Annotated in this window: 16 protein-coding genes; 6 read left to right on the forward strand and 10 right to left on the reverse strand. The window is 58.0% G+C overall.

The window, feature by feature from the left end; all coding sequences use genetic code 11:
- Positions 1–1,116, reverse strand: coding sequence for an outer membrane protein assembly factor BamC (gene bamC, locus ACM6I0_RS29435; protein WP_414923912.1), 1,116 nt, complete (start codon positions 1,114–1,116; stop codon positions 1–3).
- A gap of 17 nt (positions 1,117–1,133) precedes the next feature.
- Positions 1,134–2,012, reverse strand: coding sequence for a 4-hydroxy-tetrahydrodipicolinate synthase (gene dapA / locus ACM6I0_RS29440; RefSeq protein WP_090181221.1), 879 nt, complete (start codon positions 2,010–2,012; stop codon positions 1,134–1,136).
- Between the two features lie 328 nt (positions 2,013–2,340).
- Here dapA and ACM6I0_RS29445 point away from each other — a divergent pair, with 328 nt between their 5' ends.
- A complete protein-coding gene (locus ACM6I0_RS29445) occupies positions 2,341–2,901 on the forward strand; it encodes a glycine cleavage system protein R (protein WP_019692529.1) in 561 nt (186 codons plus the stop codon).
- 10 nt (positions 2,902–2,911) lie between these two features.
- Positions 2,912–3,385 (forward strand): peroxiredoxin, encoded by a 474-nt coding sequence (locus ACM6I0_RS29450; RefSeq protein WP_414923913.1) that lies wholly within the window; start codon positions 2,912–2,914, stop codon positions 3,383–3,385.
- 82 nt (positions 3,386–3,467) lie between these two features.
- Here ACM6I0_RS29450 and ACM6I0_RS29455 read toward each other — a convergent pair whose 3' ends face one another.
- Positions 3,468–4,538, reverse strand: coding sequence for an AI-2E family transporter (locus tag ACM6I0_RS29455; RefSeq protein WP_285430085.1), 1,071 nt, complete (start codon positions 4,536–4,538; stop codon positions 3,468–3,470).
- A 30-nt stretch (positions 4,539–4,568) separates the two neighbouring features.
- A complete protein-coding gene (locus ACM6I0_RS29460; protein ID WP_090181214.1) occupies positions 4,569–4,808 on the reverse strand; it encodes a sulfurtransferase TusA family protein in 240 nt (79 codons plus the stop codon).
- A gap of 98 nt (positions 4,809–4,906) precedes the next feature.
- On the opposite strand from ACM6I0_RS29460, the gene ACM6I0_RS29465 reads away from it, so the two are divergent.
- Positions 4,907–6,340, forward strand: a complete 1,434-nt coding sequence (locus tag ACM6I0_RS29465; RefSeq protein WP_222590149.1) for a M48 family metalloprotease — start codon at positions 4,907–4,909, stop codon at positions 6,338–6,340.
- 78 nt (positions 6,341–6,418) lie between these two features.
- Here the strand turns inward: ACM6I0_RS29465 and ACM6I0_RS29470 are convergent, their stop codons facing one another.
- The 4 genes from ACM6I0_RS29470 to rpoE form a co-directional block, all read right to left on the reverse strand.
- Positions 6,419–7,840 carry a DegQ family serine endoprotease gene (locus ACM6I0_RS29470; protein ID WP_285430087.1) on the reverse strand — a complete coding sequence of 474 codons (1,422 nt, stop codon included), beginning with the start codon at positions 7,838–7,840 and terminating at the stop codon, positions 6,419–6,421.
- Between the two features lie 182 nt (positions 7,841–8,022).
- Positions 8,023–8,976, reverse strand: a complete 954-nt coding sequence (locus ACM6I0_RS29475) for a MucB/RseB C-terminal domain-containing protein (RefSeq protein ID WP_414923914.1) — start codon at positions 8,974–8,976, stop codon at positions 8,023–8,025.
- Positions 8,977–8,984: 8 nt separating this feature from the next.
- Positions 8,985–9,572, reverse strand: a complete 588-nt coding sequence (locus tag ACM6I0_RS29480; RefSeq protein WP_285430090.1) for a sigma-E factor negative regulatory protein — start codon at positions 9,570–9,572, stop codon at positions 8,985–8,987.
- A 30-nt stretch (positions 9,573–9,602) separates the two neighbouring features.
- The gene (gene rpoE / locus ACM6I0_RS29485) at positions 9,603–10,184 is read right to left on the reverse strand and encodes an RNA polymerase sigma factor RpoE (RefSeq protein ID WP_007944079.1); all 582 of its coding nucleotides are present in this window, start codon (positions 10,182–10,184) and stop codon (positions 9,603–9,605) included.
- Between the two features lie 556 nt (positions 10,185–10,740).
- On the opposite strand from rpoE, the gene nadB reads away from it, so the two are divergent.
- Positions 10,741–12,357 carry an L-aspartate oxidase gene (gene nadB / locus ACM6I0_RS29490; protein ID WP_285430093.1) on the forward strand — a complete coding sequence of 539 codons (1,617 nt, stop codon included), beginning with the start codon at positions 10,741–10,743 and terminating at the stop codon, positions 12,355–12,357.
- Here the strand turns inward: nadB and ACM6I0_RS29495 are convergent.
- Together ACM6I0_RS29495 and ACM6I0_RS29500 are read right to left on the reverse strand one after the other, a co-directional pair.
- Entirely contained in the window at positions 12,326–12,778 is a 453-nt protein-coding gene (locus tag ACM6I0_RS29495) for a protein YgfX (RefSeq protein ID WP_414923915.1), read from the reverse strand. The two genes, nadB and ACM6I0_RS29495, sit on opposite strands and share 32 nt — an antisense overlap.
- Complete coding sequence (locus ACM6I0_RS29500) at positions 12,762–13,016, reverse strand: succinate dehydrogenase assembly factor 2 (RefSeq protein WP_007944081.1); 255 nt, start codon at positions 13,014–13,016, stop codon at positions 12,762–12,764. The genes ACM6I0_RS29495 and ACM6I0_RS29500 overlap by 17 nt, the downstream gene beginning before the upstream one ends.
- 149 nt (positions 13,017–13,165) lie before the next feature.
- Between ACM6I0_RS29500 and ACM6I0_RS29505 the strand changes: the two genes are divergently transcribed.
- On the forward strand, positions 13,166–14,107 hold the full coding sequence (locus ACM6I0_RS29505; protein ID WP_414923916.1) for a YgfZ/GcvT domain-containing protein: 942 nt from the start codon (positions 13,166–13,168) through the stop codon (positions 14,105–14,107).
- Positions 14,108–14,142: 35 nt separating this feature from the next.
- Complete coding sequence (locus tag ACM6I0_RS29510; protein WP_414923917.1) at positions 14,143–14,964, forward strand: HDOD domain-containing protein; 822 nt, start codon at positions 14,143–14,145, stop codon at positions 14,962–14,964.
- Positions 14,965–15,067 lie beyond the last annotated feature (103 nt).

Raw genomic sequence — 15,067 nt, forward strand, 5'->3', positions numbered from 1 at the left:
TCAGCCCAGGTTGTCCTGAATCACGCTCAACACTTTGCGCGCCACTTCTGCCGGCGCCACGGTGTTGATGTTTTTCTCGACGGTGACCTGGACGTTGTCGCCAACCTTGCTCAGGCGAACCTGATAACGCTCGGCACGGGCTTCAACTTCTTCCTTGCTCGGCGCACTGCCAAACAGGCCGCTGAGGAAGCCAGGCTTCTCGTCTTTCTTCTCGGCTTTTTCGGAAAGGTTGATGTAGTACAGGCCCAGGCTGCGGTTGATGTCTTCAACGCGCCATTCGCCTTGTTCCAACGCACGACCGACGCTTGACCAAGCACGGTCCAGGTCATTACCCACGTTGAGTACTGGGTTGCCGCTGCCGTCTTCGCTCAGGCTGACACGGCTTGGCGTATCGAAATCACGCGAAGCCAGCATCGAAACAGAACCGCCCTTCTCAGAAGTGCGGCTCATGCTCGCGAGCATGTCGTCGACCAGTGCTGCGTCCAGGCCAGTGTTGACCGAACGGTTGGTGAAGGCCACATCGGCGGAGCTGCCAGCAGGACGCTCGGCGCTGACCACATAGACTTCACTGGTGTTGCGTTGCACGCCCGGCTCAATACGCACTCGAATGCGGGTTTGGCTGTCGGTGGCGACGCCGGCTGCGCTCAGGCGTTTGGCCATCGCTGCAGACAGTTCGTCGGAATGTTGCCAGGTGGTGGTGAATTCACCGGTTTGCGGACGCTGTTCGTCCAGACGGAAACCGTTGTCCTGGAAGAATTGCACGGCCACTGGCCAGACTTCAGCGGGTGGATTCTGGGCAACGATCCAGCGCGAATCACCGGTTTTTTGCAGGGAATACCCGGTAGCGTCGGCCCCGGCCGATAACGGCTGCGGACGCGGCACGACGTATTCGCCCTTGACGGTGTCATCAGCGACGTTACGCGGAATAGGCAGCAGCGGGTCCAGACGTTTGGCGGTGCTGACGTCCGGCGGCAATTGCATGGGTGCAGTCTGTTGCGCTTCCAGGTAATCGCTACCACGGTCACGGAAATAACCTTCCGGGCCCCAGACCCATCCACAGCCACTGGTGCTGGAGATAATCAAGGCAAGTGCGGAAAGTCCGGCCAATCGCTTCATGCGTAGTGCTTCCTCAATTAAACCAGTACGCCGGACTGGCGCATGGCCTGCCGCAGCGGTTCGTGACAGGCAGCGCTGAGCCAGGTGAGCGGCAGACGGATACCGTCCGGCATCAAGCCCATTTCATGCAGAGCCCATTTCACGGGGATAGGGTTGGATTCGATAAACAGGGTTTTATTGAGCGGCATCAGCTTTTCGTGAATCGCGCGGGCCGTAACGGCATCGCCTTTCAGGGCAGCGTTGCACAGGTCGGCCATGTCGCGCGGGGCAACGTTGGCGGTCACCGAGATGTTGCCTTTGCCGCCGAGCAGGATCAGTTCGACTGCGGTGGCGTCGTCACCAGACAGAACCAGGAAGTCTTTGCTGACACCATCGATGATGGCTTTGGCACGGCTCAGGTCGCCGGTGGCTTCCTTGATGCCGATGATGTTTTTCACGGTAGACAGGCGGATCACGGTTTCAGTCAGCATGTCGCACGCCGTGCGGCCCGGCACGTTGTACAGGATCTGCGGAATGTCGACGGCTTCGGCGATGGCCTTGAAGTGCTGGTACAAGCCTTCCTGGGTCGGCTTGTTGTAATACGGAGTGACCAGCAGGCAAGCGTCGGCGCCGGCGGTCTTCGCATTGGTGGTCAGCTCGATGGCTTCGCGAGTCGAGTTGGCGCCGGTACCGGCGATCACCGGAATGCGCCCTGCAACCTGCTTCACCACGTAACGAATCACTTCGATGTGTTCGTTCACGTCAAGGGTGGCCGATTCACCTGTGGTGCCGACCGCCACGATGGCGTGGGTGCCGTTTTGCAGGTGAAAGTCCACCAGTTTGCTCAGGCTGTCCCAGTCGAGACGACCTTGTGCATCCATGGGTGTGACCAGTGCCACCATACTGCCCGCAATCATGCAACCGCTCCTGCCGGAAAAAGAGAGCCGTAATGGTACTGGCGCCAAGATGCTTGTACAAGCGAAGTACTGCGCTGCTGCCATTCCCCTTGGCGCTGCTTTTCGCTACCCTTCAGACTTTGATCGGTACTGATAAGCTCGTACGCCGGGTTCCAGCCTTCATTTTCGGCATCACAAGCCCCGATCCAGCGTTGCCACCCCTCGTTCCTGCCACTCTGGAGCAGGTTGCAACCTTCCGGCTCGGGTTTTCTGAATTCGCATCCGCAGGCTCGTCCCCGGTAAAAAAGCCCATTAAGGTATCGACCGCTCATCGCTTTAGGAATGCTGCATGTCCACCCCCACAGTTCGCGAACAATTCCTTGTCATCAGTGCCCTCGGCGCCAACCCCATGGAGCTGACTAACGTCCTGTGCCGCGCCAGCCATGAAAATCGCTGCGCCGTGGTCACCTCTCGCCTGACCCGTCATGGCGAGTGCAGCGCGTTGGTCCTTGAGATCTCCGGCAGCTGGGACGCCTTGGCGCGCCTGGAAGGCAGCCTGTCGAGCCTCGCCAAAAAGCACGCCTTCACCGTTAACGTGGTGCGCAGTGCAGCCCTGGAGAACCGTCCACAGGCCTTGCCATACGTTGCTTACGTCAGCTCAGCCTATCGCTCGGACATTATCAACGAGCTCTGCCAGTTCTTCATGGACCACAACGTCGAACTGGAAAACCTGACGTGCGACACATACCAGGCGCCGCAAACCGGCGGCACCATGCTCAATGCCACGTTTACCGTGACCTTGCCTGCTGGCGTACAGATCAGCTGGCTGCGCGATCAGTTCCTGGATTTCGCCGATGCGCTGAACCTCGACGCCCTGATCGAACCGTGGCGCCCACAAAACCCAATGTAAGGAAGCTTTCATGGCCGTTGCCATCGAGCAACCGGTTGCCGACTTCGAAGCACCCGCCACCAGCGGGCAGACCATCAGCCTCGCAAGCCTCAAGGGCAAGCAAGTGGTGATCTACTTTTATCCGAAGGACAGTACGCCGGGCTGCACGACTCAGGGGCAAGGCTTTCGCGATCAACTTGAAGCCTTTAAGGCGGCCAACACCGAAGTATTCGGTGTGTCCCGTGACAGCCTCAAATCCCACGAAAACTTCAAGGCCAAGCAGGCGTTCACCTTCGAGCTGATCAGCGACAAGGAAGAAGCGCTGTGCCAGTTGTTCGATGTGATCAAGCTGAAGAAGCTGTATGGCAAGGAATACATGGGCGTTGATCGCAGCACTTTCCTGATCGACAAGGATGGCGTGCTGCGCCAGGAATGGCGTGGCGTCAAGGTCCCAGGGCATGTGGATGCTGTTTTGGCTGCGGCGCAGGCACTGAACAAGGCCTGATCCATCTGTTGCCTGTTATTACGCCTTCGCGGGCAAGCCCGCGAAGAAACGCTCAGCCTCAATGAAGAATCAGGGCTGAGCGTTAAAGCAGCGGCGCCACTATCGGCTCCTTGCGCGGCCACGCATCGAGCACAGCCTTGAACAGCGTCGCCAGGGGAATCGCAAAGAATACCCCCCAGAAGCCCCACAACCCGCCAAACAACAGTACTGCGCAGATGATCGCCACCGGGTGCAGGTTGACCGCCTCCGAGAACAGCAGCGGCACCAGCACGTTGCCGTCCAGGGTCTGAATGACTCCGTAGACCGCCATCAAATAGATGAACTGATCACTCCAGCCCCACTGGAACAATGCGATCAGCATCACCGGAACCGTCACCACTACCGCCCCGACATACGGCACCACCACCGACACGCCCACCAGCAATGCCAGCAGCGCCGCGTAGTTGAGCCCCATAACAACGAAGCCGATGTAAGTCACACCACCGCAAATGACAATCTCGATGACCTTGCCGCGAATGTAGTTGGCGATTTGCCGGTTCATCTCATGGGCAACCCGTGTGATCAGCGTGCGCTCACGCGGCAGGTAACCAAGCACCCACTGGCCGATCATCTCCCGGTCCTTGAGGAAGAAGAACACCAGGATCGGTACCAGGACCAGGTAGATCATGATGTTCACCAGCAGCGGCAGACTCGACAGCGAAAAGGTCAGCGCCCACTGTCCAAACTTGCCGATCTCGCCCCGCGCCAATTCGATGGCCTGCAACACCTGCTCATCGGACACCAGATGCGGATAACGCTCAGGCAGCAGCAACAGTAGCGATTGCCACTTGGCGAGCATGCCGGGCAGTTCATTGAACAGCGTGATCAGTTGATGCCAAAGCAACGGCACCACGACAACGATGAAGACCAGCAAAACGCCCATGAACAATGCAAAGACCAGCCCGACCGCGACAGCGCCCGGAACGCGCAGGCGCTCGAGCGTGAGGACCAGGCCTTGCATCAGATACGCCAGCACCATCCCGGCCAGCACCGGTGCGAGCATGCCACCCAACGTGAGGACGGCGCTAAATGCCAGAAACAGCAGAACCGCCAGCACCACGGCTTCTTCGTCGGAAAAGTAGCGCTGGATCCAGTCGCGTAACACCTTGAACATCAATAATCCTTAGAAATGAACGCAGCAGGTTCAGGCCTTTTTCAACCAATAGCGGTAAATACCCGCCTCATCTTCTTCGCGAAGCAGCGTATGACCGGCCAATCGGGCAAAGGTGCGAAAGTCGCGCTGGGAGCCGGCATCTGTCGCGGTGACCTTGAGCACAGCGCCACTGGCCAGCCGATTAAGCTCCAGCTTGGCCTTGAGCAAGGGCAAGGGGCAATTGAGGCCACTGGCGTCCAGTTCGGCGTCATGGGCTACAGCATCGGTCATTGCGTCACTCCGGGTCAGGTGGTGGAGTTGCCTAGAATATCTGGTCCCAAGCCAAGTGTCCGGCTACAGTAAGCTCTTTGTCGACTAAGGCTTTGTGCATGACTTTTTTGCGCCCTACCCTGCTGACGCTCGCTTGCCTGCTCGCCTCACCGGGCTTCGCTGACGACTTGCCGTCACTCGGCGACGCCAGTTCTGCCATCGTCTCGCCGCAACAGGAATACCAACTGGGCCGCGCATGGCTGGCGCTGTTGCGCAGCCAGGTCAAGCAGCTCAACGATCCGCAGCTCAAGGATTACGTCGAATCCAGTGTTTACCGACTGGTTGAGACCAGCCAGGTCAATGACCGGCGCCTGGAGTTCATCCTGATCAACAGCCCACAGCTCAACGCCTTTGCGGCGCCGGGCGGGATCGTCGGGGTCAACGGTGGACTGTTCCTCAATGCGCAGACCGAGGGCGAATACGCGTCGGTACTGGCCCACGAATTGGCTCACTTGTCACAACGCCATTTTGCCCGTGGCGTTGAAGCGCAACAGCGCATGCAAGTACCGATGATGGCGGCCCTGCTGGCCGGTATCGTGATTGCGGCGGCCGGCGCTGGTGACGCGGGGATCGCGGCGATTGCCGGTACTCAGGCAGCAGCCATTCAGGAACAGCGACGTTTCTCGCGCCAGAACGAACAGGAAGCCGACCGCATCGGTATCCTCAATCTGGAAAAGGCCGGTTACGACCCACGGTCGATGCCGACCATGTTCGAGCGGTTGATGCGCCAATATCGCTTCGATGCCAAACCACCGGAATTTCTGCTGACTCACCCGGTAACCGAATCGCGTATCGCCGACACCCGCAACCGGGCAGAACAAGCTAAACCGGGCGGTATCGAAGATACGATGCGGTATCAGCTGATTCGTGCACGCGTCCAACTGATCTATGAAGAAACCCCGGGACTGGGGGCCAAACGTTTCCGCGCGCAACTCGATGAGAACCCGAGCAGCGACGTCGCGCGGTATGGTTTGGCGATTGCCCAGATTAAAGGCGGCCAGCTCAATGAAGCACGGGAGAACCTCAAGCTGCTGTTGGCCAAGTCGCCGAACGAGATCATCTACAACCTGGCACAGGTCGATCTGGACATCACCAACAACCGCCTGCCCGATGCACAGACGCGGGTCGACCGGATGCTCACCCAGTACCCCGGCAACTATCCGTTGAACCAAGTGCGCGTGGATCTGTTGCTGAAACAGAACCGCACCGCCGACGCTGAAAAGGCACTTGAAGGCCTGCTCAAGTCGCGCCCGGACGATCCAGATGTCTGGTATCAGGTGGCCGAGACTCGCGGCCTGTCGGGCAATATCATTGGCCTGCATCAGGCGCGTGCGGAGTACTTTGCCCTGGTTGGGGATTACCGTCAGGCCATCCAGCAACTGGATTTCGCCAAACGCAAGGCGGGTACCAACTTCCCGTTGTCTTCGCGCATCGATGCGCGCCAACGCGAGTTGATGGAGCAGGAGCGCATGATCAAGGACATGATGGGCTGAAGCTCACAGGGAACCTGAATTACGCGCACAAAAAAACCGCCTCTTTCGAGGCGGTTTCTTATTCAGCCATCTACCGGTTTATTCAGCCAGTTTGAAGGTGATGAAGCTGGCACGACCTTGACGCAGAACACGCATTGAAACCGAGCGGTTCTTCGGCAGCGCCTTGGCAATTTCAGTGAACTGCTTGCTGTCACTGATGGCCTGGTTGTTCAGGTGAGTGATGATATCGCCAGGTTGCAAGCCGATCAGTTCAGCTGGACCGTCTTGAACCTCCTTGATAACTACCCCACCCTTGAGGTCATAGGTCTTCTTCTGCTCAGCGGTCAAATCGCCGACGGCAACACCCAGACGATTGCTGCTGGCTTCTGCACCGGATTTAAGCGGTGAATCCAGCTCCGCGCCCTCATCAGGGATCGCCCCCACTGTCAGTTCGACATTTTTGCGTTTGCCATCACGGATCACTTCGAGATTGGCCTTGGCGCCTTCTTTCAGTGCACCGACCAGATGCGGCAGATCAGCAGACATGATGATCGGCTGACCATTCATGCTCAAGATCACGTCGCCCACCTGCAGACCACCTTTAGCTGCCGGGCCGTCGTCCTGGATCTGAGCCACCAGCGCACCGGCCGGTTTCTCAAGACCGAAAGACTCGGCCAGATCCTTGCTCACTTCCTGAATTACCACACCCAGCCAGCCTCGGCTGACTTTACCACCAGCTTTCAGCTGGTTCGAAACGTCCATCGCGACATCGATGGGAATCGCGAACGACACGCCCATGAAGCCACCGGAGCGGGTGTAGATCTGCGAGTTGATCCCGACCACTTCACCGGCCAGGTTGAACAGCGGGCCACCGGAGTTACCCGGGTTGATCGGCACGTCGGTCTGGATGAACGGTACATAGTTCTCGTTCGGCAGGCTGCGACCGATGGCGCTGACGATGCCTTGAGTTACCGTGTGATCGAAGCCGAACGGCGAGCCGATGGCAACAACCCACTGGCCGGCTTTCAGGTCTTGGGATTTGCCGAGTTTCAGTACCGGCAGGTTTTTGCCTTCGATCTTCAGTAATGCCACGTCGGAACGCGGATCGGTGCCGATCAGCTTGGCCTTCAACTCACTGCGATCGGCAAGGCGAACGAGAATTTCGTCAGCGTCAGCGATCACATGGTTGTTGGTCAGGATGTAGCCATCAGGCGAGATGATGAACCCCGAGCCCAGGGACTGCGCCTCACGGCGATCACCGCGAGGTGAGCGCGGCTGCGGCATGCCCCGTTCGAAGAACTCACGCAGTGCGGGCGGCAAGCCTTCAAGATCAGGCATCTGGCCAGAAACTTTGCGATCTGGCAGTTTTTGCGTGGTACTGATGTTTACCACCGCAGGCGAGGCCTGCTCGACCAGTTGAGTGAAGTCAGGCAATTCGACTGCTTGAGCAGTGACCGCCTGACCGAGCACCAGCACGGTGGCAAAAATGGAGAGATAAGACTTCAAGCGTGGTATCGACATACGGCTCCCGTTACGACGAGCATGGTTAAGCGATATGGAGCAAGGAACACCGGGAAAGATACGCCGGTATTTTTGTTCCGGGAACAACAAAACAAGGCCAGAGCCGTGAGGCTCTGACCTATAGAAAAATTCAGGTTTTTTTGCAAATTGAAATGCTCACCAAACATTTCGGTATCAGCTCACTACTTTGCTGCAGTGGCATCGGTACGCATGGACAGCGCAATCCGTTCAGCAGTTCCTATTGGAATCTCGCCGACTACTGTCACCATTATCTCGCCTTGAGGAGTCGTCAAGCGTCGCGATACAGCAACGGTTGGTCCTAGCTGTGTGCGAGTGTCGGTGACGGTTGCACCGTTCAACGGCTCAAGGAACACCGAGAAGCGTGCCAGACCATCGTCATACATCAGACTGTTGACCTGGGTCTTGGTCTCAGGATCCTTGCGAGCGTTGCTGCTGGTCAATTCGAAACCTGGCGGTAGCCAATCCGAATGCCAGACTTGCGCAACCTTGGCGGCAGAAGCCTTGTCGCTATCGAGGGCGATAGCTTTACAGTCGGGGCCCGGCTGCAATTCACTTTCTGGCGGTACATCGGTGTCCAGTTGCGTGAACTGGAATCGCTCCAGCAGTTGCCCTTTCTCATTAAGCAGCAATGACTTGAGGGGCAGGCCGGATTCTTTATCCAGATGCAGTTCAAAACCGTATCGGTGCTGATCACGGGGTACCAGTGAAACGATCACTGCCGCCCGCCCAGCCACACGCGACTTGCCGATCACGGCAAGGTCGTACCAATTCTTCAGCTTTTGTGGATCGAGTGAACGAGCAGCGGAGCTGGGAGAATCCCCAAGCCCTGCAATCAGGTTGCCGCTGACACATTGAGTATGCCCATCAATGCGCACGACTTCCTGCGCTGAGCCGTCGAGCTGGAGTAAACGCTCTCGGACCTTGCCATCCTGGACGCGGTGCCAGATGTTATGGGTAGAAAAACTACCGTTACGCTCGTAAACAAAAGTGCCGTGAAAGCTTTGCTGTTGCTCGGCTTGGCCCAGGCGTGTCAACCAGTCCTGGGCTTCATCAGCATGGGCTGGAACAACAAACCAGCCACCGAGCAGAAGCGAAAGTAGAGGTATGGCGCGCATGATCCTCCTTAACGGTTTTCCAGGCTCGCTGCACGAGCGTAAGGCAGAGCGCTTTCAGTACCTTTCAGTGCAGCCTGTTGAGCATGTTGGCGCAAGTAGCCTGGCAGACGCTGATCGTGCCAACCTGGCTGGCCTTGCAATACGCCGTTGGCCATAGGGCCAGTGGCATCCGAACTCTCATTGTAGCCTGCTAATACGGCTGGGCCTTTAACTTGAGGAGCGACCAGGCTTTGTTGACTGGAATGCTGTGCCAGCTCAACACCAGCGATCTCGTCCTGGTTATACAGACGAACACCTGCCAGTACGGCAACGGTCACCGAAGCAGCAACGGCCAGTCGACCCAGGCTGCGCCATGGACCGCGAGATGCTTTTGCCGGTACGGCTTCGTCAGCCAACGCAGCAGAAACTGCCGCAGCGATGTCCAAGCGTGGAAGCAGCAAATCCTTGTGCATAACTGCCCGAGCGATTTGATAACGAGCCCAGGTTTCACGGGTTTCGACATCGTCAAAGGCATTCAACACCCGACGCAATTCCAGTTCGTCCGCTTCGTTATCCATCACTGCGGACAGCGATTCCTGCAGGGCTTCACGACTCATGGCGTTCCTCTCTTGGCTATCGCCGCTGTCTCAGTTTTCCTGCAACAACGGCTGCAGGGCTTTATCGATGGCCTCCCGAGCGCGGAAAATCCGGGAGCGCACGGTACCCACCGGACATTGCATGACGGCTGCAATGTCCTCGTAACTCAGACCATCGAATTCACGTAAAGTTAACGCCGTACGTAAATCTTCTGGCAGTTGCTGGATGGTTCGATGGACGGTGCCTTCGATCTCATCCCGCAGCAACGCACGCTCTGGTGACTCGAGATCCTTGAGGCCATGATCGCCATCGTAGAACTCTGCATCTTCGGAACTGACATCGCTATCCGGCGGCCGACGGCCGCGTGAAACCAGATAGTTCTTCGCCGTGTTGATGGCGATGCGGTAAAGCCACGTATAAAACGCGCTGTCTCCGCGAAAATTTCCAAGTGCGCGGTAGGCCTTGATAAAAGCTTCCTGTGCCACATCTTGGGCTTCATGGGTGTCGTGCACGAAACGCACGATCAACCCGAGAATTTTGTGCTGATATTTCAGCACTAGCAGATCGAAAGCTCGCTTGTCGCCGCGTTGAACGCGCTCGACGAGCTGCTGATCCTCTTCCTGGGTTAGCATGAACACTCCTCGATAAGCTCGGAGGAGGCTTGCATAACTAAACGACCAGGCTTGCAAACATAGACTCGGGCTTTTCGCAAAAGTTCTCCCCCTCCAAGCAAGTTTCCTGCGGGCTCTGATTTGGCACGCACGAAAAGCGCAGCTCGGCATGACCCGGCTGCGCGAATAATCTTGTCATCGGTCCGCCAGGAAGGACCAAACCGCACGTCCATCCTGAAGCCGACACTGTCCTTCTTTTCAGGCACCGTCTATTGATCTTGAGCCTTCCGCAAAAGTTCCAAATATTTATAGCCGGGCCAATTCGACATTGTGCAACCGTGAATAGAAAAAGAATGTTAAATCGCTGATACAGTCGCGTTGTCGCCAAACCGGTGGAAAAACCATCCGACGAAGCGTCAGATATTTTCCGTCACAGTAGTTTCACAATGCCATATGCGCTCGGGTATTGTGCCGCTCCCCCCCTCTATATACTAGTGGGCTGTGTGGCTGCCTCGACTCGCCGTTCCAGGAGTCTTGCGCCAACCCCGACCCGGGTCGCTTTGAGCGGAATCCTGAAATGAGCCAACAGTTTCAACATGATGTTCTGGTTATTGGCAGCGGCGCTGCCGGTTTGAGCCTTGCGCTGACTTTACCCGGTCATTTGCGTATCGCCGTACTCAGCAAAGGCGACCTCGCCAATGGCTCGACGTTTTGGGCCCAGGGCGGTGTCGCCGCCGTGCTGGACGACACCGATACTGTCGAATCCCACGTCGACGACACCCTCAATGCCGGCGGAGGCCTCTGCCACGAAGACGCCGTGCGCTTTACCGTCGAGCACAGTAAAGAGGCGATTCAATGGTTGATCGACCAAGGCGTACCCTTTACCCGCGATGAACAATCGGGCACCGAAGACGGTGGATTCGAGTTTCACCTGACTCGCGAAGGCGGTCACAGTCATCGGCGCATCATTCATGCCGCCGATGCCACGGGCGCGGCGATATTCAGAACCTTGCTCGCCCAGGCCAGACTGAGGCCGAATATCGAGTTGCTGGAACAGCGGGTCGCCATTGACCTGATCACCGAAAAACGCCTGGGCCTTGAAGGTGATCGTTGCCTGGGCGCTTATGTGTTGAATCGCAGCACCGGCGAAGTCGATACCTACGGCGCCCGTTTCGTGATCCTGGCCTCCGGTGGCGCGGCCAAGGTCTACCTCTATACCAGCAACCCTGACGGCGCCTGCGGTGATGGCATCGCCATGGCCTGGCGTTCGGGGTGCCGGGTGGCGAATCTGGAGTTCAACCAGTTCCATCCGACCTGCCTCTATCACCCGCAAGCCAAGAGCTTCCTGATCACCGAAGCCCTGCGCGGTGAAGGTGCTCACCTGAAGCTGCCTAATGGCGAACGTTTCATGCAGCGCTTCGACCCGCGCGCCGAACTGGCGCCACGTGACATCGTCGCCCGCGCCATCGACCATGAAATGAAGCGCCTGGGGGTCGACTGCGTCTACCTGGACATCAGCCACAAGCCCGAAGCATTCATCAAGTCGCACTTCCCGACGGTGTATGAACGCTGCCTCGAGTTTTCCATCGACATCACCAAGCAACCGATCCCGGTGGTTCCGGCGGCGCACTATACCTGCGGCGGCGTGATGGTCGACCAGAACGGTCGCACCGATGTACCCGGACTGTATGCTATTGGCGAAACCAGTTTCACCGGCCTGCACGGCGCCAACCGCATGGCCAGCAATTCGCTGCTGGAGTGCTTCGTTTACGCCCGCTCGGCGGCGGCGGACATTCTTGAGCAACTGCCGCAAGTTTCGGCTTCTATCGCCCTCCCCGTCTGGGATGCGAGCCAGGTGACCGACTCCGACGAAGACGTGATCATTGCGCACAACTGGGACGAATTGCGGCGGTTCATGTGGGACTACGTCGGCATCGTGCGCACCAACAAGCGCCTGCAGCGTGCGCAGCACCGGGTGCGATTGTTGCTGGACGAGATTGACGAGTTCTATAGCAACTATAAAGTCAGTCGCGATTTGATCGAGTTACGCAACCTGGCCCAGGTCGCCGAGCTCATGATCCAGTCAGCGATGGAACGCAAGGAAAGCCGCGGCCTGCATTACACCCTCGACTACCCGAACATGCTGCCCGTCGCTCTGGACACTATTCTGGTGCCGCCCACCTACGTCGACTGAACTTGAGTCGAACCCGCAGGCGGCGATGGACATCCGCCGCCTGCGAATCGTGGGGGACGCAGAGTGATCTGACGCGGCGCTCGCCTCGCAGACGAAATCGCAGGACCACCATCAATGGCAATGCCAGGCTGTCCGGGCGCAATTGCACGGACTGCCAGCCCTGCGCCTGATTCCACAATTGCCAGCCATCGGCATCACGACGCAAACCGCGAAACGCCTGTGGATGTGTCAGCAGGATCTGTCGCGGCAGCAGCCAAACGCCATGCGCCAGGCACAGCGCAACGGCAGGCAAACTGGCCCAGAAGGGTATCGAAAGTATAAACAGCGAACCCAACGCGAACAGCTGGGCCAAGACATAAGCCGCCAGCAATTGCCGTGAGGCATGCCAGCGGCATTCGAACGCGTTACTTGGGTTGGACACGATCCAGGATCATGCGAACCATGCGCTGAAGCTCCGGATCTTCGGACTCGGCGCGTTCCATAAACCAGCCGAACATGTCCTGATCTTCGCATTCGAGCAGCTTGCGGTAGCAATCGCGGTCGACGTCATTGAGGTGCGGGTAGACCTCTTTCACGAACGGCACCAGCAACACGTCAAGCTCGAGCATGCCGCGGCGGCTATGCCAGTAGAGGCGATTCAGTTCAACATCTTCGACCATGGAGCGCTCCTCAAATAGGCGGCAAGTATACAGCCCCGGGCACGCTCGAACAGCCGGCTTTGGTCGGGCATGTTCAAGCCTTTGTGAACTACCCATTTCAAGAGCGCCCCCTTATGATGTCCCCCAGACTCTTTACCCTGCGATGACCCATGGCCGATTCTGCTTTTTTCTGCACCCTGTCTCATGAAGGCGTTCTTGCCGTCCGCGGCGCGGATGCGAGCAAATTCCTGCAAGGCCAACTGACCTGCAACCTCAATTACCTGAGCGACACCCAAGCCAGTCTTGGCGCTCGTTGCACGCAAAAAGGGCGCATGCAGTCCAGTTTCCGCATCCTGCTCGAAGGCGACGGCGTGCTGATGGCCATGGCCACCGAACTGCTGGAGCCGCAGCTCGCGGACCTGAAAAAGTACGCCGTGTTCTCCAAGTCCAAGTTGACGGATGAAAGCGCTGCCTGGGTCCGCTTCGGCCTTGAGCATGCCAACGCCGCGTTGATGAGCCTGGGACTTGAGCTGCCGGCCGACACCGACAGCGTCGTACGCAACGACGGCCTGATCGCCATTCGCGTCTCGCCGGAACGCGCCGAGTTGTGGGTTGCCGCCGATCAAGCGGAAACGATCAAGGGCAAGTTGTCCACGCAACTGGCCGAAGGCAATCTGAATCAATGGCTGCTGGGCCAGATCCGCGCAGGGATCGGCCAGGTCATGCCGAGTACCCGTGAGCTGTTCATCCCACAGATGCTCAACCTGCAAGCCGTCGGTGGCGTCAGCTTCAAGAAAGGCTGCTACACCGGTCAGGAAATCGTTGCGCGCATGCAGTACCTGGGCAAACTCAAGCGCCGCTTGTATCGTCTGACACTGGATGCCAGCGAATTGCCCGAGCCTGGCACCCCACTATTTTCCCCGACCCACGGTAGTTCCATCGGCGAAGTGGTGCTGGCCGCCACCGCGGGGCAAAACATTGAACTTCTGGCAGTGCTGCAAGCCGAAGCAGCAGAAGGTGGCGATATCCATCTGGGCGCGCTCGAAGGGCCCGCCCTGCACCTGCTCGACCTGCCTTATCAACTGGATCGCGATCGCGAAATCCAGCGCTAACTGCAGCACTTGTTGCAACACCCTAGAGAAAATAGATGAGCGAGCTGGCGGATAAGGTCCAACAGGATTTGGTTGAGGCCATCGATAACGATGACCTGGTTCTGCCAACTTTACCGGAAGTGGCCCTGCAGATTCGCAAGGCTGCTGAAGACCCGGAAGTCAGTGTCAGTACCCTGAGCAAAGTGATCGGTCGCGATACGGCTCTGTCTGCGCGCCTGATCAAAGTGGTCAATAGCCCGCTGCTGCGCGCGACTCAAGAAGTGACTGACCTGCACACGGCAATCACGCGCCTGGGCGTTAACTACAGCAGCAATCTGGCGATCGGCCTGGTGATGGAGCAGATTTTCCATGCCCGATCCGAAGTGGTCGAGCAGAAAATGCGCGATGTCTGGCGCAAAAGCCTGGAAATCGCCGGTGTCAGCTATGCGCTGTGCCGTCGCTACACCCAACTCAAACCTGATCAGGCGGCCCTCGGCGGGCTGGTGCATCAGATCGGCGTATTGCCGATCCTGACCTACGCCGAAGACCATTATGAATTACTGTCGGACTCGGTCAGCCTTAACCATGTGATTGACCAGATTCATCCGCTGATCGGCGACAAACTGCTGAGGGTCTGGGAATTTCCGGAAATGTTGGTGAAGTTGCCGGGGTTGTATCTGGATTTCAAACGCGAGTCCGAACGGATCGATTACGTCGATCTGGTTCAAGTTGCGAGCCTCTATTGCCATAAAGACACCGACCATCCCATCGCTCGCATCGATGCGTTCAGCGTGCCAGCCTTCAAGAAACTGGGGATCGATCCGCAGAACGAGGCGGTGTGCCGGAGCCTTGAAGAGTCGCGGTCGATGTTTTACTAGACGGGACTGCGGCGCTTCAATCGCGAGCAGGCTCGCTCCCACAGGGTATCTTCGGGTTAATCAATCCAGTGTGGGAGCGAGCCTGCTCGCGATGGGGCCATAA

It is taken from the genome of Pseudomonas sp. IT-P294 (assembly GCF_949767865.1).
Taxonomy (GTDB): Bacteria; Pseudomonadota; Gammaproteobacteria; order Pseudomonadales; family Pseudomonadaceae; genus Aquipseudomonas.

What these genes read in the sequence shown, in the direction of transcription:
- bamC (WP_414923912.1), bottom strand. Translation starts at nt 1,116, where the DNA reads ATGAAGCGATTGGCCGGACTTTCCGCACTTGCCTTGATTATCTCCAGC.
- dapA (WP_090181221.1), bottom strand. Translation starts at nt 2,012, where the DNA reads ATGATTGCGGGCAGTATGGTGGCACTGGTCACACCCATGGATGCACAA.
- ACM6I0_RS29445 (WP_019692529.1), top strand. Translation starts at nt 2,341, where the DNA reads ATGTCCACCCCCACAGTTCGCGAACAATTCCTTGTCATCAGTGCCCTC.
- ACM6I0_RS29450 (WP_414923913.1), top strand. Translation starts at nt 2,912, where the DNA reads ATGGCCGTTGCCATCGAGCAACCGGTTGCCGACTTCGAAGCACCCGCC.
- ACM6I0_RS29455 (WP_285430085.1), bottom strand. Translation starts at nt 4,538, where the DNA reads ATGTTCAAGGTGTTACGCGACTGGATCCAGCGCTACTTTTCCGACGAA.
- ACM6I0_RS29460 (WP_090181214.1), bottom strand. Translation starts at nt 4,808, where the DNA reads ATGACCGATGCTGTAGCCCATGACGCCGAACTGGACGCCAGTGGCCTC.
- ACM6I0_RS29465 (WP_222590149.1), top strand. Translation starts at nt 4,907, where the DNA reads ATGACTTTTTTGCGCCCTACCCTGCTGACGCTCGCTTGCCTGCTCGCC.
- ACM6I0_RS29470 (WP_285430087.1), bottom strand. Translation starts at nt 7,840, where the DNA reads ATGTCGATACCACGCTTGAAGTCTTATCTCTCCATTTTTGCCACCGTG.
- ACM6I0_RS29475 (WP_414923914.1), bottom strand. Translation starts at nt 8,976, where the DNA reads ATGCGCGCCATACCTCTACTTTCGCTTCTGCTCGGTGGCTGGTTTGTT.
- ACM6I0_RS29480 (WP_285430090.1), bottom strand. Translation starts at nt 9,572, where the DNA reads ATGAGTCGTGAAGCCCTGCAGGAATCGCTGTCCGCAGTGATGGATAAC.
- rpoE (WP_007944079.1), bottom strand. Translation starts at nt 10,184, where the DNA reads ATGCTAACCCAGGAAGAGGATCAGCAGCTCGTCGAGCGCGTTCAACGC.
- nadB (WP_285430093.1), top strand. Translation starts at nt 10,741, where the DNA reads ATGAGCCAACAGTTTCAACATGATGTTCTGGTTATTGGCAGCGGCGCT.
- ACM6I0_RS29500 (WP_007944081.1), bottom strand. Translation starts at nt 13,016, where the DNA reads ATGGTCGAAGATGTTGAACTGAATCGCCTCTACTGGCATAGCCGCCGC.
- ACM6I0_RS29505 (WP_414923916.1), top strand. Translation starts at nt 13,166, where the DNA reads ATGGCCGATTCTGCTTTTTTCTGCACCCTGTCTCATGAAGGCGTTCTT.
- ACM6I0_RS29510 (WP_414923917.1), top strand. Translation starts at nt 14,143, where the DNA reads ATGAGCGAGCTGGCGGATAAGGTCCAACAGGATTTGGTTGAGGCCATC.